Here is a 23526-nt window from a genome sequence, read left to right as displayed (position 1 = left end):
CTTATGCCACGGTGAGGGTCGCCTTCTTGAGGTCGACGCTGTTCGGTCCCACGAAGATGCTGAACGTGCCCGGTTCGACGACGCGCTTCATGTCGGCGTTGAAGAACCACAGGTCGCTCGGCTTGATGTCGAATTCCAGGGTACGGCTTGCGCCCGGCTCGAGCGTGACGCGCTGGAAGCCCTTCAGCTCCAGCAGCGGCCGGGTCACCGAGCTGACGTCGTCGCGGATATACAGCTGCACGACCTCGTCGCCGCGCAGCGGGCCCACGTTGCGCACGTCCACCTGGACCCGGGTGCTGCCGTTCACCCGGATGCGCGCCTGGGTCAGGCGCGGGGCCGAGATCTCGAAACGGGTATACGACAGGCCGTAGCCGAACGGGAACAAGGGCGTGGTCACGCCGTCGATGTAGCCGCGCCGGGTGCTCGGCTTGCGGTTGTAGTACATCGGCAGCTGGCCCGGGTCGCGCGCGATCGTGACCGGCAGCTTGCCGCCCGGATTGGCGCGGCCGAACAGCAGGTCGGCCACGGCATGGCCGGTTTCCTGGCCCAGGTACCAGCATTCGAGCAAGGCGTCGGCGCGTTCGGCCAGCAGCTTGGCCGACAGCGGACGGCCGTTCAGCAGCACCACGGTCGGTTTGTTCAGCGCAAAGATGGCGCGCGCCAGGTCGTTCTGCTGGCCGAGCAGGTCCAGCGTGATGCGGTCGCCCAGGTGGTGGTCGGCCCAGGCTTCGCGCGCGGTCATCTCGTTGTCGCCCAGGACCATGACGATGGTGTCGGCCGACTTGGCGGCTTCCACGGCATCCTGGATCAGGCGCGCGTTGACTTCCGGCTTGGTGAATTCGATCTCGTCCTTGCCCCAGATGCGCTGTTCGGTCAGGCGCACGCCCTCGCGGTAGTCGAACGAGAAGCCCTGGGCGCGCGCTTCCTTCTCCAGCGCCTCGTGGATCGAGACCACGTGGCGCGGAATATCGGAATAGCCGCCGATCGGGGTATCCTTTGCGTGGGTGCCGAGCAGCAGCATCTTGCCGACCCGGTTCGGCTGCAGCGGCAGCAGGCCCTTGTCGTTCTTCAGCAGCACGGCGCTGCGGCGGGCCGCCTCGCGCGCCAGTTCGATCGCGTCCGGGGTGGCGGTCAGCGCGTCGGCGCGGGCCGCATCGGCATACGGGTTCTCGAACAGTCCCGCGTCGAACTTCAGCCTCAGCACGCGGCGCACCGCGGCATCGATCTCCTTGAGCGAAATTTTGTTCTCGCGCACCAGCTCCGCCAGGCTCAGGTAGCCCGCCGGATCCGGGGTCTCGACGTCGACACCGGCCTTGACCGCGCGCAGCGCCGCTTCCTTGCCGGTAGCGGCCAGCTTGTGGCGCGAAACCAGTTCGATCACGGCCATGTAGTCGGCCACGGTGGCGCCCTTGAAGCCCCATTCCTTGCGCAGCACGTCGGTTAGCAGCCAGCGGTTGGCGTGCGAAGGCAGGCCATCGATCTCGTTATACGAGGGCATCACGGCCGCGATATTGGTTTCCTTGACGATCTTCTCGAACGGCGGGAAAAAGTCTTCGCGCAGGGTGCGCTCGCCGACATTGGCCGGGCCGATATTGGTGCCGCTCTCGGGCTGGCCGTGGCCGGTCATGTGCTTGAGCGTCGCGTGCACCTTGTCGGCCGCCAGCGGCAGGGTCTCGCCCGAGAAGCCGATCACGGCCGCCTTGCCGATCACGCCGCACAGGTGCGGGTCTTCGCCATAGGTTTCCTCGATGCGGCCCCAGCGCGGATCGCGCGCCACGTCGACCACCGGCGCCAGCGCCAGGTTGGCGCCGCGCGCACGCATCTCGCGCGCCGCGACCGAAAACACTTGCGTCACGAGAAGCGGGTCGAAGCTGGAGGCCAGGCCGATCGCCTGCGGGAAGCAGGTCGCCTCGCGCGCCGTGTAGCCGTGCAGCGCTTCCTCGTGCATCAGGACCGGAATGCCCAGGCGGGTGCGTTCCACCGCCCATTTCTGCACCGCGTTCACATACTCGGCGGTCTCGCGCGGGCCGCGGTTTTCGGTCGCACCCGAATTGCCGGCCACGTTGGCGTCCCGGCCCAGCAGGCGGTCGGACGGGCGCGCCAGCATGCCCATGCCGTTCGGGTAGGCGGCTTGCGCCTTCTCGATCGAGAAGCTGCTATCTGGATTTTGCACGCCCGGCTTCTTTTGCCACAGGCATTGCATCTGGACGATCTTCTCTTCCAGCGTCATGCGCCGCAGCAGGTCTTCGACCCGCGCATCGACCGGTGCGCCGGCCTGCTTGTACAACGGTACGCCGCCCTGCCCGCCCTTGGGCGCTGCTGCGGCGAGGGCCGGGACGCTGCCCAGGCCTGCCATGCCAGCCATGCTCCCTACCGAGGCCAGGAACTCCCTGCGTTTGATACCCATCGATGTCGTCTCCGCTGCTTGTTGTTATGTCCCGCTCGTGGATGGCGGGTGAGTGCATTCAAACATTCGTATAACAGAAATGTTACCGCAACCATTCCAGTCTAAACGGCGGTATTATCAGCTGTCAATCAAATACTTGCCGAATGTTCAGCGAGCGCGACGAAAGGCGATGGGAACCTGGCCGGAGTGGCCTCGGGGCGGGGATGTCGGGGGAAGAGGAAGGGTGCCGCTGGCGCGCCGGCACGGCGCGCTGCGGGGACGAGAACGAGCGCGGAATCAGCCGCGCGTAGCTCAGCGTGTTGCCTGGACGCGGCGCGCACCCGAAGGTGCGGCCTTGGCGCCGGCCTTGACGGAAGGAAGCCGCGCCGGCGGCCTGGTGCGCGGGGCGGCGTCCGACTGGCGGCGTACCAGTTCGAATACCATCGGCACGCGTTCCGGCGGCGCCTCTTCGCCCTCGCGCAGTGCGCGCACGCGCCGCACCAGCGACTGCACGGCCTCGCGCGCCATCTCGGCGATCGGCTGGCGCACGGTGGTCAGTTCGGGCCAGATGGTGGTGGCCAGGGCCGAGTCGTCGAAGCCGGTGACGGTCAGGTCGCCCGGCACGTCCAGGCCCAGGCGGTGCGCGACCGCGACCGCGGCCGCGGCCATGTCGTCGTTGCTGGCGAAGATCGCGGTCGGACGCTCCTCGAGGGCCAGCAGGTGTTCCGCCGCATCCAGGCCCGAGCGGTAGGTGAACATGCCCTGCACCACCAGGTCTTCGGCCTTGTCGGCGCCCTTCTCTTCGATGGCGGCGCGGTAGCCCGCCAGGCGGCGTCCGCTGGCGGTCTGGTTCGGGTGGCCGACGATGAAGCCGATGCGCTGGTGGCCGAGGGCGATCAGGTGGCGCGTCATCCGGTAGGCGGCATCGTAGTCGTCGATGCTGACGGCGCCCACGCGCTCGTCCGGCGAACCGCAGGCCACTACCACGGCCGGGATGTCGGCCTCGGCCACGCACGCGATCACGGCTTCGCTGTCGCACAGCGGCGGCGGCAGGATGATGCCGTCCAGCCCGTTGCCGATCAGGCGCCGGGTCTGCTCTTCCTCGTGCTGCCCGGCTTCGCACTTCTCGACGAACAGCTGGACGTTGTTCAGGCCGGACTGGCTGAGCAGGCCGACCAGGAATTCGCTGAGGTAGGCGGCGCTCGGGTTACTGTACAGGAATCCGACCCGGATCGGCTTGGATCCGGCCAGGTTGCGCGCCTCCTGGTTGGGCGTGTAGTTCAGGGCGGCGACCGCCTCGGCGACCTTGCGCCGCGTGCTCTCGCGCACCAGACCCTTGCCGTTCATGACGCGCGACACCGTCATCGGCGAGACGCCGGCCAGCTTGGCGACGTCGGCCATGGTCGGCTGGCCGCGACGCTCCACGTCTTCCTGGATGGCTTTCACGTTGGCTTTACTCATGTTCTCGCAGACCCCTGTATGGACTTTCAACCCTGTTGTTTGCGCTATCTTAACACATTCGCAAACGCGTAAACGTGTCCCTGCCTGCGTCACCATAAAAACCGCAGGTGCTCCGAAATCGATTTCAATCGCGGAAAGTTTGCGCTAACATTCGCGGACACGATTACAACATGGAGACCCAAACCACATGACGACACGACGCACCATGCTGCAGGCCCTGGCCGGCGCCGCCCTTCTGCCGGCGGGCTTCCCCGCACTGGCAGCCGCCCCTGAAGGCGAGGCCCTCAAAGACATCGCGAAGCGCAAGGGCCTGCGCTTCGGCACCGCGGTAGGCGCCGGCGCGAACCAGTTCGGCAACGCGGCCTACCGCGCCCTGGTGGAACGCGAGTGCAACATCATCGTGGCCGAGAACGAGATGAAGTGGCAGGCGCTCGAGCCGGCGCGCGACGCCTACCGCTTCGGGCCGGCCGACGCGATGCTGGCCTGGGCCGAGAAGAGCGGCATGGCGATGCGCGGCCATAACCTGTTCTGGCAGGCCGAGAAATGGCTGCCAGGCTGGATCGCGAAAGAAGATTTCGGTAAGGGCAGCGCGCGCGCCGAAGCCCTGATGCGCAAGCACGTCAAGACCGTATGCGAACACTACGGCAAGCGAATCGGCAGCTGGGACGTGGTCAACGAAGCAGTCGACCATACCGACGGCAAGATGCGCCAGAACGCCCTGACCCGCGCATTCCCCGGCTCCAGCGGCGCCATCGAGCAGATCGACCTGGCGTTCCGCCTGGCCCAGGAATATGCACCGCACGCCCAGCTGGTCTACAACGACTACATGCGCGAAGACTCGGGCAGCGCCAAGCACCGCGCCGGCGTGCTGGCCATGCTGGCCGAACTGAAAAAGCGCGGCACCCCGGTCCATGCGCTCGGCCTGCAGGCCCACATCGGCTCCTGGGACGAGAGCAAGAAGCGCGGCCGCGAAGACATGCTGGAATGGCGCAAATTCCTGGACGAAGCCACCGCCATGGGCTACGACCTGTTGATCACCGAGTTCGACGTCAACGACCGCGCCCTGCCGGCCGACATCGCCAAGCGCGACGCCGGCGTGGCCGCCGCCGCGCGCGAATTCCTCGACGTGACGCTTTCCTATCCGCGCCTGAAAGACTTCCTGCTGTGGGGCATGGCCGACCACATCAGCTGGCTGCAGACCTGGGACGAGGCGCCGCGCAAGGACAAGCTGGCGCAGCGTCCCCTCCCCTACGACGCGCAGCTGCGCGCCAAGCCGCTGCGCCAGGCGATCGCGGACGCCATGCGGGCCATGCCGGATCGCCAGGCCTAAAGCGAGCTAGATTGCCCGAACCGACTCGCGCACCACCAGCGTCGGTTCCGGCACTTCGAGCTCGAGCGGCTGCTGGCGGATCATCCGCAGGATCGCCCGTCCCAGCCGCTGGCCGACCTCGAACAGCGGCTGGCGCACCGTCGTCAAGGGAGGCGTCGTGTACATCGAGCTGTGCAGGTCGTCGAAGCCGACCACGGACACCTCGTCCGGCACCGCGATGCCGCGCCGGAACAGGGCCAGCCGGGCGCCATAGGCGGTCAGGTCGTTGGCCGCGAAGATGGCCGTGAAGCGCTGGCCGGATGCGAGCAGACGCTCGACCGCCTGCAGCCCGCCGGACTCGGAAAAGTCGCCGGGCAGCACCAGCTTGCGCTGTGGCTTGATGCCGTGCTTCGCCAGCGTGTCGCGGTAACCCGCCAGGCGCGCCAGCGCATCGCGGTGCTCGGAGGGACCTGCGATGAAGGCGATATCGCGGTGGCCGTGTTCCACCAGGTGCTCGACCGCGTCGCAGGCGCCGCGGTAGTTATCCAGGCAGAAGCCATAGGTGCGCGGGCCCTGCAGGTCGCGTCCGAAGGCGACGATCGGCACTTGCTCGGACAAGGCCAGGATCTGCTCGTCCTTCAGGTTCCCGCTCAGGATCACCAGGCCGTCCACCCGGCGCGCGATCAGGAGCTCGATCCGCTCCGCCTCTTCGTCCGCATGCCAGTGGCCGGACACGATCAGCGGCGCATAACCGGTGCCCTGCAGCGCTTCGTCGACGCCGGCCATGGCGTCGGCAAAATAGCCCGAGGCCAGCGACTGAGTCAGGATGCCGATGGTGCGCGAGCTGCCGGTCTTGAGGTTCTGGGCGAGCACGTTCGGCTTGTAGTTCAGGCGTTCGATCGCCTGTTCGATCGCCTGGCGCTTGTCGTCGGAGACCTTGGCGGTGCCGTTCAGCAGGCGCGACACCGTCGCCGCCGACACCCCGGCCACGCGGGCGACTTCATGGACAGTGGCCGTCGGCTTGTCGGATGCTTTTTTCATGCATGCTTTCGGCCGCAACGGCAGCTCGGGGCCGCGGCCAGGGGTGGAAAATTGCCAGTATAGCATCAGCTACGACGCTACTACCCGCCAAAATGTCGTTGACACCCGCCGCGGCACACGCATATCATGAAATCGATTTCATAGTCAGGTTCGCAGTCGCCGCGCAGGCATGGCGCCGGACCTCGCCGCCAACCTCCACATCCATCCGCCATGACCGACTCCACGCAATTCCCTCCCGATTTCACCTGGGGCGTCGCCACCAGCGCCTTCCAGATCGAAGGCGCCGCCGACGCCGACGGAAAAGGTCCCTCGATCTGGGACACCTTCTCGCGCAATCCCGCCAACATCAAGGACGGCAGCAACGGCGACGTCGCCTGCGACCACTACCACCGCTACCGCGAGGACGTCGGCCTGATGGCCGGCCTGGGCGTGGATGCCTATCGCTTCTCGATGGCCTGGGCGCGTGTGCAGCCGGATGGCAAGGGCCCGTGGAACGAGAAGGGCTTCGATTTCTACGCGCGCCTGCTCGATGCGCTGCAGGAAAAAGGCATCGCGCCGCACCTGACCCTGTACCATTGGGACCTGCCGCAAGGCCTGCAGGACGAGGGCGGCTGGCTCGCGCGCGACACCGCCTACCGCTTCGCCGACTATGCGGAGGAAGTGGCGCGCCGCTTCGGCGACCGCCTGGCCAGCATCGCGACCCACAACGAACCCTGGTGCACCGCCAACCTGGGTTACGGCAATTCGCAGTTCGCCCCCGGCGTCACCGACGCCAGGCAGGCGATCCAGGTATCGCACCACCTGCTGCTCTCGCATGGCCTGGCGATGCGCGCGATGCGCTCCTCGGGTCCGCGCGCCGCGCTCGGCATCGTGCTGAACCAGTGGACCTCGGACCCGGCCACCGACAGCGAGGCGGACCGCGCGCTGGCGGAGCTGGAGTGGGCGCGCTCGGTGCAGTGGTTCATGGACCCGATCCTGAAGGGCCGCTACCCGGAACTGGCGCTGCGCGCGCACGGCGCCGACGCGCCCCAGGTCGCGGAGGGCGACCTCGACATCATCCAGGGTCCGCTCGACTTCCTGGGCGTGAACTACTACTTCCGCCACTACGCGAGCGCCGAGACGCCGCCGCGCACGGCGCCGGCCGTGCTGGGAACCACCGACATGGGCTGGGAAATCTACCCGCAGGGCCTGACCGAGCTTCTCCTCAAGCTCAAGGATGAATATACTCTGCCACCCATCTACATCACCGAGAACGGCATGGCCTCGCCCGACCGCGTCGAGGCGGGCCAGGTGAACGATAGCGTCCGGATCCGCTTCGTCGAGCAGCACCTGGCGGCCCTGAAGACGGCCATGGACGCCGGCGTGGACGTGCGCGGCTATTTCATGTGGAGCCTGATGGACAATTTCGAGTGGAACTCGGGCTACGCCAAGCGCTTCGGCATCTACCACGTCGATTATGCTACGCAGCAGCGCACGCCGAAGGCCAGCGCCCACTGGTACCGCGACTTCGTCGCGGCCCAGCGCGGGCAGCGCCGCGCGGCATGACGCGCATGGCAGGCAAATAAAAAGAAACACGGAGGAGACAATGAACGACGAACAATACCGGGACGGACCGCGCCTGGTGGCCGACATCGGCGACACCAACGCACGCTTCGCCCTGGAGCGCGGCCCGGGCTCGATCGAAGCGACCGGGACCCTGGCCTGCGCCGACTACCCGCGCTTCCAGGACGCCGCGCGCGCCTACCTGGAACGCCACCGCACGCCCGCGGCGCCGGTGCGCCATGCGGTGATCGCCATCGCCAACCCGGTCGAAGGCGACCATGTCAAGATGACCAACCACTGCTGGGAGTTCTCGCTGCAGGCGGCGCGCGCCGAACTGGGGCTGGAGACGCTGCTGGCGGTGAACGACTTCGCCGCGCTGGCGATGGCGCTGCCGCAGCTGGCCGCCTCGGAGCTGGTGCAGGTGGGCGGCGGCGCCCCGGCGCTGGACGGCGCGATCGGCCTGGTCGGCGCCGGCACCGGCCTCGGGGTGGCGGGCCTGCTGCCCGCGCACGGGCGCTGGACCGTCCTGCAAAGCGAAGGCGGCCACGTGGCCTTCTCGCCCGCCGACCGCCGCGAACAGGACATCCTGGCCTACTGCTGGCAGCGCTGGGACCACGTCTCGGCCGAACGCCTGGTCTCCGGGCCCGGCCTGGCGCTGATCCACGATGCGCTGCGGGCACGCGCCGGCCTCGAGCCCGCGCCGCTGGAGCCGGCCGTCATCGTCGAACGGGCACTCGATGGCAGCGATCCGCTGTGCGTCGATACCCTCGACAGCTTCTGCGGCATGCTCGGCACCGTGGCGGCCAACCTCGCCGTGACCCTGTGCGCGCGCGGCGGCATCTACATCGGCGGCGGCGTGGTGCCGCGCCTGGGCGAATGGTTCGCGCGCTCTCCTTTTCGCGCCCGCTTCGAGAACAAGGGGCGCTTCTCAAGCTTTGCCGCGCGCATTCCCTGCTTCGTGATCCATGCACCCTACCCGGCCCTGGGTGGCGCCGCCGCGATGCTGGCGGAACACCTGGATGCGCGTCCGTCCGGTCACGGCTTGCCGCAAGCGGCGATGGAGGTGCAGCATGGGCACGCTTGAGCGCAGCCGCCACCCGCTGCTGTGGGTGCCGAGCGGCTACTTCACGATGGCGCTAGGTTACGTGATGCTCACCAGCGTCACCGCCATCATGTTCAAGAACCTGGGCATGGACAACGGCCGGGCCGCGCAGTACTCCAGCCTCCTGATCCTGGCGTATACGATCAAGCCGCTGTTCGCGCCGTTCGTGGAGATGTACCGCACCAAGAAGTTCTTCGTGCTGTGCGCGCAGGTGGCGATCGGGCTCGGTTTCGCCGGGGTCGGCCTGGCATTGGGCCTGCCCGGCTACATGGGCATCCTGATGGCGGCATTCTTCGCGCTGTCCTTCATCGGCGCTACCCAGGACATCGCCAGCGACGGCGTCTACGTCACCTCGCTCGACGCGCGCGCCCAGTCGCTGTATTGCGGCATCCAGAGCCTATCCTGGAACATCGGCCCGATCGTCGCCGCGGGCGGCATGGTGTACCTCAGCGGCTACCTGCACAGCAACGTGTTCGGCCACGATCCCAAGGTCTTCGGCCTTGACTGGGTCGAGTCCTGGCGCATCATCTTCTTCCTGGTCGGCGGGCTGACCCTCCTGATGGCGCTGTGGCACGCGCGCGCGATGCCGGAAGGGGCGCGCGCCGCGGACACGCCGTCGAGCGTACGCGACGCCGGCCGCATCCTGGTGGATGCCTTCGTCACCCTGTTCCAGAAGCGCGACATCTGGAAGATGATCGCCTTCGCCTTCCTGTTCCGGCTCAGCATCGGCTTCCTGGAGAAGATCGGTCCCTTCTTCATGGTCGACCCGGCCTCCAAGGGTGGGCTGGGACTGTCGAATGAGATGCTTGGCCTGATCTACGGCACCTACGGCCTGGCCGCGGTGCTGCTCGGCTCCCTGCTGGGCGGCTGGTACGTGGCGCGGCGCGGCCTGAAGTCGACCCTGTTCGTGCTGTGCTGCGCGGTGAATATCCCGAACGTGACCTTCCTCCTGATGAGCATCTACCTGCCGGACAGCCTGCTGGCCATCACGGCCGGCGTCGTCATCGAGAAGTTCTTCTTCGGCTTCGGCGCCGTGGGCTTCATGATCTACCTGATGCAGCAGCTGGCCCCGGGCAAGTACACCACCACCCACTATGCCTTCGGCACCGGCCTGATGGGGCTGTGCGGCATGGTGACGGGCGTGGTTAGCGGCCACCTGCAGGAGATGATGGGCTACGTCGCTTACTTCACGTTCGTGATGGTGGCGACCATCCCGTCCTTCCTGGCGACCTGGTTCGCGCCCTTCCACCACGATGACGGCAGCCAGCCTGCCGCCGCCGTGCAGGAGGACGGTGTGCCGCCGGCCGGTTCGCCCCACCCCGCCGCCTGAGTGGCGCAACGGCCGGGCCCGTGCGCCCGGCCGTCTTTTTGCTTTCGAACGGTGCCGAATCACTCCGGTGCCCATGCCTTCACGCAATCTACGTTATGCTCGCGTGTTCGACAGCACGGACACAAGGCACGATGGGTATTTACCTCGCACTATCTTGGGGCGCCACCACGCCCCCGCACGGCAATCCGGCCGACTCCAGCCGCAACTCGATGCGAATGGAGCGCAGCTGATGTTTCATCTGATGTTCAGTTTGCCCTGCGTGGTCGTGCTGATACGCTGGCTATTGCCCTTGCCCTTGGCCGGACGCACCAAGCTGGCTGGCGCGGTGCTGTTGGCGCTGGCCTCGCAGTATCACCTGTGGTCGCGCTTCTCTTCCGGCAGCGTCTTTTCGCCGGAATTTCCGAAATCCCTCATCATCCTGTTCAACTGGGCGTTTGGCGCCATGTTGCTGCTGGCTGTGTTCCAGCTCGTGCTCGATGTTGGCGCATTGGTGCTCGCACTGGTCCGGCGCCGCCGCGTGCCCATCCCTGCGCGCCTGCGCGGCGCGATCGGCATCACGGCCATGCTGCTGGCCGCGCTCGGCGTCATGCAGGCGATCAAGCCGCCGCCGCTGAAGGACGTAGAGATTGCAGTGAAGGACTTGCCACGCGAATTCGACGGTTATCGGGTGCTGCACCTGACCGACCTGCACATCAGTCGCCTGTTCGATGCAGCATGGACACGCAAGCTCGTCGATGATGCCAATGCGCTCGGGGCGGACCTGATCGTCATCACCGGTGACCTCATCGATGGGAATGTCGCGGAGCGCGAAGCCGACGTGGCCGCGCTGCGTGACTTGCGCGCCCGGGACGGCGTCTGGGTCATTCCCGGTAATCACGAGTACTTTTTTGGCCACAGCGCATGGATGGCGTATTTTGCCGGGCTCAACATGAGGCCTCTGGACAATCGCCATACCATCGTCAAGCGAGGTAGCGGCCAACTGGTGCTCGCCGGCGTGAACGACGTGACTGCCGCGCGCACCGGCGCTCCCGCGCCCGACCTCGATGCGGCGCTGCGCGGCGCACCAAGCGGCGTGCCGGTCGTGCTGCTCGACCACCAGCCCAGGAATGCCCGCTTTTCGGCCAGCCGAGGCGTCGCGCTGCAATTGTCCGGCCACACGCACGGCGGCATGATCCTCGGGCTCGATCGGGTGGTGGCTCGGGCGAACAATGGCTTCGTCTCGGGCCGCTACGAGGTCGACGGCATGACGTTGTACCTGAACAATGGCACGGCGCTGTGGCCGGGCTTCGCGCTTCGGCTTGGCGTGCCTGCAGAGCTGACGCGGATCACGCTGCGGCGTCAGGCGTTTTGAGCGCGTTGCGGCAGCAAAGGCTCGTTTAAGCGCGCATGCGAACTTCATCGGATGAATCCTCCTCTCTCCTAGTGCAGAGACTGCGTTCGACCCGAAGCGGACATTTAGGCGATCTTGCGACGTTCCAGGCTGAGCTCACTATGCTTGGTCCTTGCCTTGACACAGACTTTCGCCGATCTCGCGCATAAAAGCGCCGGCTAGCTCCGGGATTTCCCCTTGAGTGACGGTGTGCAGTGATAATCTGCTCAACACGCCAAAGTACCAGGTCTTCATGAACCTCTCGCAGGACTTCTACAAAGCGCGGGCATTGTGAATGAAACCGACGCCTCCAAATAAGCGTATATTCATCGATTGGATGAATAGGAACACGCAAAGGGGTTGGTAATGAATAAGCTCATCTACAAGGGCGCGCTGGCAGTGGCGGTGACGATCGTTTCATTGAATGCATCGGCCGAAGCGATCGTGACGTTCGCCCATCCTGCAAACATGGCGGACGTGCCGCGCTCGGTTATCGACCGGGAAAACATGGAGTGGCACTTTAGCGAGCATTTCGCGAACCTGTCGAAACAGTTGCCGGCGGGGCAAAACTTGAAGGTCGAGATGCTCGATATCGACTTGGCCGGGGACGAGTTCCCGCGCGTGGCGATTCGTGATGTGCGCGTGCTGAAGGGCCGCGCCGACTGGCCGCGTCTGCACTTGCGCTACACCATCGAGCAGGACGGGAAGGCAGTGCGCACCGGGGAAGCCAAGCTGTCCAATCCGAATTACCTGATGGGAGTTAATCGTTATCCCCACGAGATGTACTCGCACGAGAAGCAGATGGTCGAGGACTGGTGGCGCAAGGAGGTGATGGCAGCGCACTGAGCGCCCATCTATTATCCCGCATCTGGCGCTCCTGGGCTCGCCGGGGGCGGATTACGACGGCGCCGTGGCGCACTCGAGCGCATCGAGCTAAAAATCGCATGTTCCCGGCTGTCACCGCACATTTATCCGACGCTTGCACACATAACAGGCGGGCCGGTCGTCTCTGCAAAAACTCGGTATCAGCCAATATTTCCCGTGATTTGCCAGCGGCATCGTCTTCCAATCTAGGTGCTGCCGGTCGCTACACAATGTCCAGACATTCTTCGGACCTGCGCGCCGATGGACGTAGACGTCACGAAGGGCAGGAGCCGACCCAAAGCGGACACGTCGGTTTACGCGAAATCGTCGCGCAACCTGTTCCGCGCCTGCTGTAACTGTTCCACATAATCTTGCTGGAACGGAGGCACAAGCTGCTTCTGGAGAGGTCCGAGCAAATTCGAGAGTGCCCGCTCCCCCGCTTGGTCAACAATCGTCAATTCGTTCGACTCGTCAAAGCGGCTGAGAAATTCAAACAAGACCAGTGCTTCGTCAGCGCTTAGAGAAATCTGGACCTCAGAAGTATTGCTTTGTTTGTTCATGTGTTTTCCAAGGTCTGGCTTGAGTAGCTAAGGTCCGCTTATGGCCGAAGGCGACCGTTGACCTCAGCATAGCAGGTAGCAAGGACAAAAAAATCGCAGACTGGCACGAACGACACATTCGACACGGAGCAACCCCTCAATATCCACGTTGTTTCAGCCACTAGATTCAGCATGAGCGGTTAAAAACGATAACAGCTCTCCAACTCATAACTAGCGTTAAACAGTCAATCCTATCCGCAGCCCCACTCAGTCAACGCAACATAAGCAGGAAAGTCCGCTGTAGCGAACGCGCGTCCGCAGCCAAGGCTACTACACTGATCCTGTCCATTCACGGCAAGCCTGGAGGCGTCCTCGCAGGCAGCGCCTCAATACGGGAACCGATCATGCTCCGCATTCGCTTGCGCAACTTCCGCAGCTTGCACACTCACCGTACGCTACCCATCCTGCTGGCTTGCCTGTCAGCTCTTGCGTCGCTGTCATCCGCCAGTAGCGATGCTGCGGTACAGGCAGCGGGCGCCGATACCCGTTATGAACGCGTCGCCCGGAGCCCGGATGGCATCGGCAAGCGCTACATGGGCCGCGAGATCGCCGGCGTGATGGGATGGGAGGGCGCCCAATGGCTCGAGCGCGAAAGTCGGGCACGCGAAGAGCGGCCGGAATTGCTTCTGCGCGAACTGGCGCTGGCGCCGGGCATGACGGTGGCCGACATCGGCGCTGGCACCGGCTACTACACCTGGCAGCTGGCGAAACAGGTCGGACCCGGCGGGCGGGTATATGCAGTCGACGTCCAGCCGGAAATGATTCGCATGCTCGACAGCCAGATGGCAAAACGCGGCGTGCGCAATGTGGTCTCGGTGCTAGGCAACGAAACCACTGTCAAACTGCCCCCGGCCAGCGTCGACCTGGCAATCATGGTCGATGTCTATCACGAGCTCGCTTATCCTGCGGAGGTCCTCGACAGCATAGTCGACGCCCTGAAGCCGGGCGGGCGCGTCGTCTTCGTCGAATATCGGGCCGAGGATCCATCGGTCGCGATCAAGCCGCTGCATAAGATGAGCGAGCGGCAGGTACGGCGTGAAGCCACGGCGCATGGCTTGAAGTGGGAACGCAGCATCACATCGCTGCCGCTCCAGCATGCGATTGTGTTTCAGAAGCCCTGAGCACCGCGTTTATTGCGAGATCGGGTGGTTATGGCGAACTTCTTCAGTTCGCCACAGTAAGCGTCCTCAGCGTTTGACATCCATCTCGAAAGGCAGCGCCGGCAGGCCGGACTTGCTGTCGTAGAGCGTACAGGTCGGCGCGTCGCCCCAGCAATAGCGGATCTTCTTCGCATCGGCGGCTGCGGGCAGCACGACCCGGGTTCCGGCGACACGGGCTTCGGTCCAGCGGCAACCGCCATCCGTGCAGACCTCGAAACCGATCGGCCCGGCGGCGCCATAAGCGACCAGCGCCCCTTCGACCCCATCGAAATCGACTGCCACCCCGTCTCCCTGCGCGCTGGCCGACTTTACCATCGGTCCGTTGACACTGCCCGGCTGCCCATACAGCTTGACCCCGAACGCGCGCGCCAGCCGCTCGCCGACGCCCTGCTTGTTGGTGGGATGGATGTCGGTTGGATCGCCCAGGTCGATCGCCGTCGCCAGCACGGCGTTCGCATCGGCCAGCACCGCGCGGCGCTGCTCCTCGCGCAGCTGCGCCCAGCCCGATTCGACCGGCTGCGTCGGACGCGCGCCGAAGTTCGCCAGCTGGACCACGCCGACAGCCATGCCATTCCCGAACTGGCCGCGCCAGTCCTTGAACAGGCGCGCCAGCAGGCCCTGGTAAGGCGAGCCGACGTTGCTCTCGCCCTGGTACCAGAGCGCCCCCTTGAAGGGAAAGCGCCCCAGCGGCGCGATCATGCCGTTCGAGAGCACGCTGACCCCGGCCATGGCATCCCAGGGCGCGCGCGGCGGATAGCGGTTCGCGCTCGGCGGCATCTGCCAGCGCCAGCCCGTCAAGGGCAGCACCGAGCCGTCGGCCAGGCGCAACTGGCGCGGCTGGTCGCCGTACATGCCGCCGTAGCTCCACAGGTCGAGCACGTTCAGCACGATCGTGTTGTCGCCCGCCTTGAGCGTGCCGGCTGCCAGCGGATAGGCGCGCGCGGTGCCGGCGCCCGCCGTGAAACCGACCGGCTTACCGTTCACCCAGGTGGTGTCGACCTCGTCGATCAGGCCGAGTTCGAGCGTCGCGGCCTGCGCCGCCTGCGCCGGCGTCAAACGGGCGGTCGCCCCGTACCAGATGCTGCCGTCGTAGCCCGACAGCTCGGGCACACCCCAGTTCTCCCAGTTCTTGGCAACATCGGGCGCCACCTTCCACGCCGCCAGGTCCGCCGCAGAGGTAGTCCAGGGCCGCCCCGGGCCGCCGGACGCCTGCCACCAGGCTTCGACCTCCTTGCCGAAGGCGATGCTGGCCTTGGCCGGGTCCTTCGCGTACAGCGCCAGCAGTTCCTGCTGGCGTGCATAGTCAGGAAGCGAGGCCGCCGGCGAGAGCCAGGCCGTCAGGTTCGAACCGCCCAGCGAGGCATGGACCAGGCCGACCGGCAGCTTGATCTTGCGCTGCAGTTCCTTGCCGAAGAAGTAGCAGGTGGCCGACCAGTCGGCGACGGTCTTGGGCGACGCCGACTGCCACGCCACTTCTCTTGCCAGCCGCGCCAGCGGCGCCGGCTGAGGATCGACGGCGACCGTCGCCATGCGCAGGTCCGGATTCGTCGACGTGCCAATCACGGTGTCCGCATTCAGGGCGCGGTTGACAGTGAGCTGCATGTTCGACTGGCCCGAGCACAGGAAGACGTCGCCGGTGAGCACGTCGCCCAGATTCACCCGCTGGCCGCTGCTGCTCGCGACCGCGAGGGTATCGGTGCGTCCCGCGGGCAGGCTCGGCAAGGTAACAGAGAAGCGTCCGGCGGCGTCGGCGGTGGTCTTCCAGCTACCGCCGAAGCCGCTCACGGTGATGTGCTCGCGGGCGCCTGCGCGGCCCGACACCACCGCCCCCTGGCGTGGGAAGACCATGTGGTCCTGGAACAGGCTGTCCAGTTGCAGGCGTGGCGCTTCCGCGGCCAGGCCTGGCGCCGCTTGCGCCAGCAAGGCGGCGGAGAGGATGAGTTGTCGCATGCGTCTCCCCTGGTGTCAGCGTGCGCGGCCGCGAGCGTCCAGCGTGCTGGCAGGCAGGTCGACGGTCACGCTGGTGGCGTTGGCGGCGGAGGCGTCTTCGGCCAGGATTAGCTTGATCTTGCCTTTCGGGCGGCGCCAGGTGCGCGACTTCTCGTCGAACATCGCCAGCAGGCGCGGCTCTACGGCGACCTCGACTTCCTTGGTCTCGCCCGGCTGCAGGGCGACCTTGCTCCAGGCAGCCAGGCGCTTCGGCGCCTCCCACTTGGTCGCGAGCGGCGACGCGTACACCTGCGGCACGTCCTTGCCGGCCACGATGCCGGTGTTGGTGACCTTGAAGCGCACGTGCAGGCGGCCATCCTTGACCTGGCCGGACAGGCCGGAGTAGGCGAAGGTGGTGTAGGACAGGCCGTGCCCGAACGGGAACAGCGGCTTGTAGCCCTTCAGGTCGAACCACTTGTAGCCGACCGCCGCACCCTCGTGGTAGTCGACGGCGAACTGCAGCTCGGGGTTCTTCGGGTCGCCATCCAGTTTCGGGCGCGGCAGCTGCTGCTCGGCTTGCGGGAAGGTGGCCGGCAGGTGGCCGGATGGGTTGACCGCGCCAAACAGCACGTTGGCGATCGCCTCGCCGCCGCTGGTGCCCGGATACCAGGCTTCCAGCACGGCAGGAACGCGCGCCAGCCAGGGCATGGTGACCGGTCCGCCGGTCTGCAGCACCACCACGGTGCGCCCGTTGGCGCCGGCCACCGAGGTGATCAGCTCTTCCTGGCCGTCCGGCAGCGCGAGCGTCTGGGCGTCGTTGGCCTCGCCGATCCACTGGTTGGCGAAGACCAGGGCGACGTCGGCCCGTGCGGCCACGCGCGCGGCGCGGGCCGGGTCGCGGCCGTCGTCGAACACCACCTTGGCATTCGGGGCCTGGGCCTGGATCGCGCGCAGCGGCGAGGACGGGTAGTACACCACCGGACCCGGCCAGGTGGCCGGCAACAAGCCCTTGACCGCGATGCCGCCCACTGGGTACACCTGGGACGAGCCGCCGCCCGAGAGCACGCCGGCATCCGCGTGGCCGCCGATGACGGCGATCGTGCGCACGGTTTTCGCGAGCGGCAGGATGCGGCCTTCGTTCTTGAGCAGGACCATGCCCTCTTCCGCCGTCTGGCGGCTGACCGCGCCGTTGGCGGCGAAGTCGATCGCGGCGCCCGGCTTGAGCGGGTTGTCGACCACGCCCTTGGCGAACATGGTGCGCACGATGCGGGTGACCATGTCGTCCAGGCGCTTTTGCGGCACGGCCCCGGTCTTGACGGCTTCTTGCAGCGCGCCGCCGAAGTACGGCGACTTGTCGAATTCCTGGCCGGACTGCTGGTCCAGGCCGCTGTTGGCGGCGGCCACGGTGCTGTGGGTGGCGCCCCAGTCGGACATGACATACCCCTTGAAACCCCAGTCGCGCTTGAGCACCTCGGTCAGCAGCCATGGATGTTCGCAGGTATACGGACCGTTGAGGCGGTTGTAGGCGCACATCACCGAGCCGGCGTCGGACTGCTCCAGCGCCAGCTCCATCGCCAGCAGGTCGGACATGCGCAGCGCCGCCTTGTCGATGCGCGCATCGAGCTCGTTGCGGCCGGTTTCCTGGTCGTTCAGCACGAAGTGCTTGAGCGTCGAGATGATCCGGTTCGATTCCACGCCCTTGATCGCCTGGCCGATCATGGTGCCGGCCAGCAGCGGATCCTCGCCCGCGTATTCGAAGTTGCGGCCGTTGCGCGGCTCGCGCTGCAGGTTCACGCCGCCTGCCAGCATGACGTTGAAGCCGGAGGCGCGCGCCTCCGAGCCAATCATGGCGCCGCCCGCGTAGGCCAGCTTCGGGTCCCAGGTCGAGGCGGTGCTCAGGCCGGACGGCAAGGCGGTGCGCTCGCGCACGTTCGGGCCGGACTGCGAGGCCACGCCCTGGCCGGCGTCGGTCTCGAACAATGCCGGCAGACCCAGGCGCGGCGTGCCCGGGATGTAGCCGGCCGACTGAGGCAATGCATCGGGATGCTTCTTGCTCTTGCCGAAATCGTGACCGAAATAGCCGAACACCCAGCGCAGCTTCTCCTGCTGGGTCATGGCCTGCACGGCCAGGCGGGCGCGCTGGTCGGCGTCCAGGGAAGCATCCAGCCAGGGCTTCTGGGCCGGCTCGGCCGGCTCGGGCGCGGCGAAGGCGCCGGGGGTGAACAGCGGGAAGGCGGCGGCAATGGCCGCGACCAGGGCGGTGCGCGCCGCGGCGGCGGCGTGGTTCTTGCGATGCATGATGTCTCCTGATTGATTTCTTGTTGTGTGCTGCTGCCGCCGGCGCGTCGGCCGGCGGCTTGATGATTATTTCTTGCCGTCGGACGGCCGGTAGTCGAACCAGTCGAAATCGGCCGGCGGCATGGGCGCGCCGTCGCCGCTGTTCGCCACCATGCCGAGCACCACCCCGGTGAAGCCGCCCGCGTCCTCGGAACTGAGCGGCGCGGTGGGCGCGCTGCCGAAGTCCGCGACTTCGCGGCCGCCGATGCGGTAGCCGAACACGTAGCGCTCCGGGCTGGCGCGCACGCTCAGCTCCACCTTGCCCGCGCCGAGGGGCGCTTCGCGCACCACGGTGCTCACGCCTTTGACCCGGGTGACCAGCCGGATCACGCGCCCCTTGCCGGTTCCGGCGACGAGCAGCTGGTAGTGGTTGTCCTCGTTCATGCGCAGCGCCAGCCCGGCCTGCTGGCCTTTGGCGCGCGGCGTGAAGTCGAGCAGCGTGGAAGCGCGCAGGTCCAGGTGCGCCTGGCGCTTGCCAACGAAAGCCGGGGTGCCGATGTCCGCCAGCGACAGCTTGCTGCCCTTCAGGCGCAGGAAGCCTGGCCGCTCGGACAGCGACCACAGGTCCTGGGCCGGCCCGCGCAGGAAGATCCACTCGCCGCCCAGCTTGCGCGCGCCGAATTCCTCGCGCGCCGCGCTCGCCGGCCAAGGATGCGGCGCCGGCAATCCCGCCGCCTCTACCTTCTCGAGCAGCGGTGCGCCGCCATTGATCTTGAGCCAGCCATCCTGGGTCCATTCGACCGGCGCCAGCAGGGTTTCGCGGCCCAGGTGGTGCTTGTGCTTCAGATGGCGCACCCCCAGCAGCACCATGAACCACTTGCCCTCCGGCGTCTGCACCAGGTCGGCGTGGCCGAGCGCCTGCAGCAGCAGGTCCGGGCGGTCGCGGTGGGTCAGGATCGGATTATCCGGCGCGCCCTCGAAAGGTCCCCAGGGCGAGCGCGAGCGCGCCAGGATGACCACGTGGCCATAGGAAGTGCCGCCTTCGGCATGCAGCAGGTAGTACCAGCCGTTGATCTTGTACAGGTGCGGCCCTTCGGGCCAGACGCCCCCGGTACCGTTCCAGATGCGGCGCGGCTCGCCCTTCAGCTGGCCGGTGGCGACGTCGATCTCGACCTGGCCGATGCCGCCACGTTCGCCGCCGTCCTGGTAAGTGAGGTAGACCTTGCCGTCGTCGTCGAAGAACAGCGAGGGATCGATCCCCTGCACGTCCTTGATCCAGACCGGCTCCGACCAGGGACCGGCCGGATTGGTGGCGTGGACGATGAAGTTGCCGCCGCCCGCCACGTTGGTGGTGATCATGTAGAAGTGGCCGTTCCCGCAGCGCAGGGTCGGGGCGAAGATGCCCATGGAGCTTTTCTGGCCCGCGAGCGGAAGCTGGCTCGGGCGCTCGAGCGCGTGCCCTAGCAGCCGCCAGTTGACTAGGTCCTTGCTATGGTAGATCGGCACCCCGGGGAAGTACTCGAAGGTGCTGGTGGCGACGTAGTAATCCTCGCCATCCCGGCAGATGCTGGGGTCGGGGTTGAATCCCGGGATGACCGGGTTCCTGTATTCGCCTGCCGCGGCGTTGATTGCGCAGGACAGGCCAAGGGCCGCCCACGCTGCGAGACCGAAACGCATCCGACTTCCTTTCGTGCACGTAATGTTAGCGCAACCAGTATAGGTTACAAAATGGTTGCGAGCAACGAAAAGAAGCTGGAGAACACGCACCGGAGAACCCGGCGCGTGGATTGCAGGGTTTAACGCACCGCTGCCACCGCGAGCGCGGTCATGTTGACGACCCGGCGCACGGTCGCGCTCGGGCTCAGGATGTGCACGGGCTTGGCTGCACCGAGCAGGATCGGGCCGACAGTGACGCCCTTGCCTGCGGCGACCTTCAGGACGTTGAACAGGATGTTGGCGGCGTCCAGCGAGGGCATCACCAGGAGGTTGGCGCTGCCCGCAAAGCCACCGGCGCCCTCGCCCGCCGGCTGGTACAGGCGCCGGATCTCTTCCGACAGCGCGGCGTCGCCGTGCACCTCGCCGATCAGGGCCAGGTCCGGCGCGCTGGTCGCCAGCAGTTCGCGCGCTTCGCGCATCTTGCGCGCCGAGGGACGCTCCGAGGAACCGAAGATCGAATGCGACAGCAGCGCCGCCTTGGGCTCCAGACCGAAGTGGCGCAGTTCGGTGGCGGCCAGGCGCGTGATGTCCGCCAGTTCCTGCGCCGACGGGCTGTCGTTGACGTAGGTGTCGGTGATGAACAGGGTCATCTTGTCCAGCACCAGGGCGTTCATCGCGGCCAGTACATCCGTGCCGGGCGCCGTGCCGATCACCTCGCGCACATGCGCCAGGTGGCTGTCGTAGCTGCCCGCCATGCCGCAGATGAGCGCATCGACCTGGCCCGACTGCAGCAGGCGCGTGCCCTGCAGGGTGGCGTCGCCGCTGCCATCCGGTTCGGCCAGCTCGTAATCGACGCCGCGCGCCAGGCGCAGGCCGGACTGCCTGACCGCCTGCTCGACCGCTTGCGCCTCGCCGATCAGCACCGGCTTGGCCAGGCCTTCGTCGACCACGGTCTGCACCGCGCGCAGCACGCGCTGGTCGGTGCCTTCGGCATAGGCGACGCGGCGCGGGCTGGCCTTGGCCTTGGCGAACACCGGCTTCATGAAGAAGCCGGTGTGGTAGATCATCTCGCCCAGGCGCGCGCGATAGGCGTCCATGTCGGCGATCGGGCGCGCGGCGACACCGGACGCCGCGGCCGCAGCGGCGACGGCCGGAGCGATGGCCGCCATCAGGCGCGGATCGAAGGGCTTCGGGATGATGTAGTCGGGACCGAAGCTCAGGTCCTGGCCGGCGTAGGCTTCTGCAACGGTGTCGTTCGCTTCGGCCTCGGCCAGCTGGGCGATCGCGCCCACGCAGGCCAGCTTCATCTCGTCGGTGATGCGGGTGGCGCCGCAGTCCAGCGCGCCGCGGAAGATGTAGGGGAAGCACAGGACGTTGTTGACCTGGTTCGGGTAGTCCGAACGGCCGGTGGCGATGATGCAGTCGGGACGCGCGGCCTTGGCCACTTCCGGGCGGATTTCCGGTTCCGGATTGGCCAGGGCCAGGATCACCGGCTTGTCCGCCATGGTCTTGACCACCTCGGCAGTCAACACGCCGGCGGTCGAGCAGCCCAGGAAGACGTCGGCGTCCTTGACGATGTCACCCAGCGTGCGCGCTTCTGTGTTTTGGGCATAGCGCGCCTTGTTGGCTTCCATGTTGGCTTCGCGCCCCTGCCAGATCACGCCCTTCGAGTCGGTAACGAAGATGTTTTCCTGCTTCACGCCCAGGCTCACCATCATGTCGAGGCAGGCGATCGCCGCCGCCCCGGCGCCGGAGGCCACCAGCTTGACCGCGCCGATGTCCTTGCCCACCACCTTCAAGGCATTGAGCAGGGCCGCGCTCGAGATGATCGCGGTGCCGTGCTGGTCGTCATGGAAGACCGGGATGTTCATGCGCTCGCGCAGCTTCTTCTCGATGTAGAAGCACTCGGGCGCCTTGATGTCCTCGAGGTTGATGCCGCCGACGGTGGGCTCGAGCATGGCGATGGCGTCGACCAGCTTGTCCGGATCGTTCTCCGCCAGCTCCAGGTCGAACACGTCGACGCCGGCGAATTTCTTGAACAGGCAGCCCTTGCCCTCCATGACCGGCTTGGATGCCAGCGGGCCGATGTTGCCCAGGCCGAGCACCGCGGTGCCGTTGCTGATCACGGCCACCAGGTTGGCGCGCGAGGTGTAGTCGGCGGCGGTGCTGGGGTCGGCGACGATCTCTTCGCAGGCATAGGCCACGCCGGGCGAATAGGCCAGCGACAGGTCGCGCTGGTTCGACAGCGGCTTGGTGGCCACTACCTCGATCTTGCCGCGTACGGGGTTGCGGTGGTATTCCAGCGCGTCGGTGCGCAGTTGGCTGTCGACGTTTGCGCCGAGGCTGCTCTCAGTGCTCATGGGTTCCTCTTTCTTGATGTGATGCAGAAAAGGGATAGCATACTGCACTGTGCGCCTGGTGTTGTTCCCGCCGCCCAATCGCGCAAGCTGTCGCTTCATCTTTCACTCCGCCTCGGGCGCGCGATCGCGCGAGAACGGTGTAGCATGGCGGCCTTGTTCCACGCCCAATGCCAGCCACAGATGACGCACACGCCGACTACACCAACGACAGCGCCCCCCGCCTTGGTCGACCTCCCCTGGCGCGACCGCAGGATACGGCTCGAAATCGACTGGGTCGGCGACGCCGATTCCAGCTACCCGCCGGTCGTCTTCCTGCACGAGGGCCTGGGCTCGGTTGCGCTCTGGAAGGATTTCCCGGACCGCTTCTGCCGGGCCAACGGCCTGCGCGGCCTCGTGTACTCGCGTTACGGCTACGGCCGCTCCACCCCGCGTCGACCCGACGAGCCGCAGACCCGGGACTTCCTGCATCACGAGGCCGAAGTGGTGCTGCCGGCGCTGTTGGCCAAACTGGACATTGACCGTCCCTGGCTGTTCGGCCACAGCGACGGCGCCTCGATCGCGCTGCTGCACGCCGCCCGCCATGGCGCGGACCTGAGCGGGATCGTGGTCGCCGCTCCCCACATCATGGTCGAGGAAATCGGCCTGGCGTCGATCCGCCAGGCGCGCGAAGCCTGGCTGCTTGGGCACTTGCGCGAACGCCTGGCGCCGTATCACCTCGACGTCGATTCGGCCTTCCGCAGCTGGAACGATATCTGGCTCGACCCGGCTTTTCGCGACTGGGATATCCGCGCCGAGGTGGCGAAGATCAGCGTGCCGGTACTGGCGATCCAGGGCGAAGGCGACGAATACGGCACGCTCGAGCAGGTACGCGGCATCCAGCGCCTGGCTCCGCACACGCACTTGGCGATCCTGCCCGACTGCGGACACTCCCCGCACCGCGACCAGCCCGCGCGCATCATCGCCGAGGCCGGGCAGTTCATCGTCGGGCACTCCAGCTCATCCATCAGATTAAGTGATACTACGCATAAATAGACATTATTAGAATAGATGCCAGATTCGCGTTAATCTCGTGTCACATAAGCAGTGACATGGCGGCCCGGCAGCCGCCGTACCTGCACGACATGAGGAGACGCACGTGGCG

The 23526-nt window shown here is 66.6% G+C and carries 17 protein-coding genes; 8 read left to right on the top strand and 9 right to left on the bottom strand.

From position 1 onward, the window contains the following. Window position 1: 1 nt before the first annotated feature. Both FG94_RS25390 and FG94_RS25385 read right to left on the bottom strand, forming a co-directional pair. Window positions 2–2407 (bottom strand): glycoside hydrolase family 3 N-terminal domain-containing protein, encoded by a 2406-nt coding sequence (locus FG94_RS25390; RefSeq protein ID WP_036217539.1) that lies wholly within the window; start codon window positions 2405–2407, stop codon window positions 2–4. A 291-nt stretch (window positions 2408–2698) separates the two neighbouring features. Continuing rightward, the gene (locus FG94_RS25385; protein WP_051997112.1) at window positions 2699–3847 is read right to left on the bottom strand and encodes a LacI family DNA-binding transcriptional regulator; all 1149 of its coding nucleotides are present in this window, start codon (window positions 3845–3847) and stop codon (window positions 2699–2701) included. 187 nt (window positions 3848–4034) lie between these two features. Between FG94_RS25385 and FG94_RS25380 the strand changes: the two genes are divergently transcribed. Then, the gene (locus tag FG94_RS25380; protein WP_051997111.1) at window positions 4035–5177 is read left to right on the top strand and encodes an endo-1,4-beta-xylanase; all 1143 of its coding nucleotides are present in this window, start codon (window positions 4035–4037) and stop codon (window positions 5175–5177) included. A gap of 6 nt (window positions 5178–5183) precedes the next feature. Here the strand turns inward: FG94_RS25380 and FG94_RS25375 are convergent, their stop codons facing one another. Beyond that, the gene (locus FG94_RS25375; protein ID WP_036217534.1) at window positions 5184–6197 is read right to left on the bottom strand and encodes a LacI family DNA-binding transcriptional regulator; all 1014 of its coding nucleotides are present in this window, start codon (window positions 6195–6197) and stop codon (window positions 5184–5186) included. A gap of 210 nt (window positions 6198–6407) precedes the next feature. On the opposite strand from FG94_RS25375, the gene FG94_RS25370 reads away from it, so the two are divergent. The 4 genes from FG94_RS25370 (at window position 6408) to FG94_RS25355 (ending at window position 11522) form a co-directional block, all read left to right on the top strand. After that, complete coding sequence (locus FG94_RS25370) at window positions 6408–7742, top strand: GH1 family beta-glucosidase (RefSeq protein WP_036217531.1); 1335 nt, start codon at window positions 6408–6410, stop codon at window positions 7740–7742. Between the two features lie 40 nt (window positions 7743–7782). Beyond that, window positions 7783–8823 (top strand): glucokinase, encoded by a 1041-nt coding sequence (locus FG94_RS25365; RefSeq protein ID WP_036217529.1) that lies wholly within the window; start codon window positions 7783–7785, stop codon window positions 8821–8823. Further along, window positions 8810–10171, top strand: coding sequence for an MFS transporter (locus tag FG94_RS25360; RefSeq protein ID WP_051997110.1), 1362 nt, complete (start codon window positions 8810–8812; stop codon window positions 10169–10171). Before FG94_RS25365 ends, FG94_RS25360 begins: the two co-directional genes overlap by 14 nt. Before the next feature lie 229 nt (window positions 10172–10400). Then, window positions 10401–11522, top strand: a complete 1122-nt coding sequence (locus FG94_RS25355; protein ID WP_036217526.1) for a metallophosphoesterase — start codon at window positions 10401–10403, stop codon at window positions 11520–11522. A gap of 138 nt (window positions 11523–11660) precedes the next feature. Here FG94_RS25355 and FG94_RS28510 read toward each other — a convergent pair whose 3' ends face one another. After that, the gene (locus FG94_RS28510; protein WP_267872351.1) at window positions 11661–11795 is read right to left on the bottom strand and encodes a hypothetical protein; all 135 of its coding nucleotides are present in this window, start codon (window positions 11793–11795) and stop codon (window positions 11661–11663) included. Window positions 11796–11906: 111 nt separating this feature from the next. Between FG94_RS28510 and FG94_RS25350 the strand changes: the two genes are divergently transcribed. Beyond that, window positions 11907–12386, top strand: coding sequence for a DUF3016 domain-containing protein (locus tag FG94_RS25350; RefSeq protein ID WP_036217523.1), 480 nt, complete (start codon window positions 11907–11909; stop codon window positions 12384–12386). A gap of 332 nt (window positions 12387–12718) precedes the next feature. On the opposite strand, the gene FG94_RS25345 is transcribed toward FG94_RS25350, so the two are convergent. After that, a complete protein-coding gene (locus FG94_RS25345) occupies window positions 12719–12964 on the bottom strand; it encodes a hypothetical protein (protein ID WP_036217521.1) in 246 nt (81 codons plus the stop codon). Between the two features lie 383 nt (window positions 12965–13347). On the opposite strand from FG94_RS25345, the gene FG94_RS25340 reads away from it, so the two are divergent. Further along, window positions 13348–14124, top strand: coding sequence for a class I SAM-dependent methyltransferase (locus FG94_RS25340; RefSeq protein WP_051997109.1), 777 nt, complete (start codon window positions 13348–13350; stop codon window positions 14122–14124). Window positions 14125–14190: 66 nt separating this feature from the next. Here the strand turns inward: FG94_RS25340 and FG94_RS25335 are convergent, their stop codons facing one another. The 4 genes from FG94_RS25335 to FG94_RS25320 all read right to left on the bottom strand — a co-directional run bounded on the left by FG94_RS25335 (window position 14191) and on the right by FG94_RS25320 (window position 22385). After that, window positions 14191–16113 (bottom strand): sialate O-acetylesterase, encoded by a 1923-nt coding sequence (locus tag FG94_RS25335; protein ID WP_036217519.1) that lies wholly within the window; start codon window positions 16111–16113, stop codon window positions 14191–14193. A 15-nt stretch (window positions 16114–16128) separates the two neighbouring features. Then, window positions 16129–18390, bottom strand: a complete 2262-nt coding sequence (locus FG94_RS25330; protein ID WP_051997107.1) for a beta-glucosidase — start codon at window positions 18388–18390, stop codon at window positions 16129–16131. Window positions 18391–18456: 66 nt separating this feature from the next. Beyond that, window positions 18457–20046: a glycoside hydrolase family 43 protein gene (locus tag FG94_RS25325; protein WP_081926202.1), complete on the bottom strand. Its 1590-nt coding sequence runs from the start codon at window positions 20044–20046 to the stop codon at window positions 18457–18459. A 119-nt stretch (window positions 20047–20165) separates the two neighbouring features. Beyond that, entirely contained in the window at window positions 20166–22385 is a 2220-nt protein-coding gene (locus tag FG94_RS25320) for an NADP-dependent malic enzyme (protein WP_036217516.1), read from the bottom strand. A gap of 222 nt (window positions 22386–22607) precedes the next feature. Here FG94_RS25320 and FG94_RS25315 point away from each other — a divergent pair, with 222 nt between their 5' ends. Beyond that, complete coding sequence (locus FG94_RS25315) at window positions 22608–23417, top strand: alpha/beta fold hydrolase (RefSeq protein WP_229446066.1); 810 nt, start codon at window positions 22608–22610, stop codon at window positions 23415–23417. The last annotated feature ends 109 nt before the right edge of the window (window positions 23418–23526 follow it).

The sequence above is a fragment of the Massilia sp. LC238 genome (assembly GCF_000735635.1).
GTDB classification, from domain to species: Bacteria; Pseudomonadota; Gammaproteobacteria; order Burkholderiales; family Burkholderiaceae_D; genus Telluria; species Telluria varians.
Note: the sequence above shows the minus strand (reverse complement) of the source record. Positions and strands in the feature narration are given on the sequence as shown.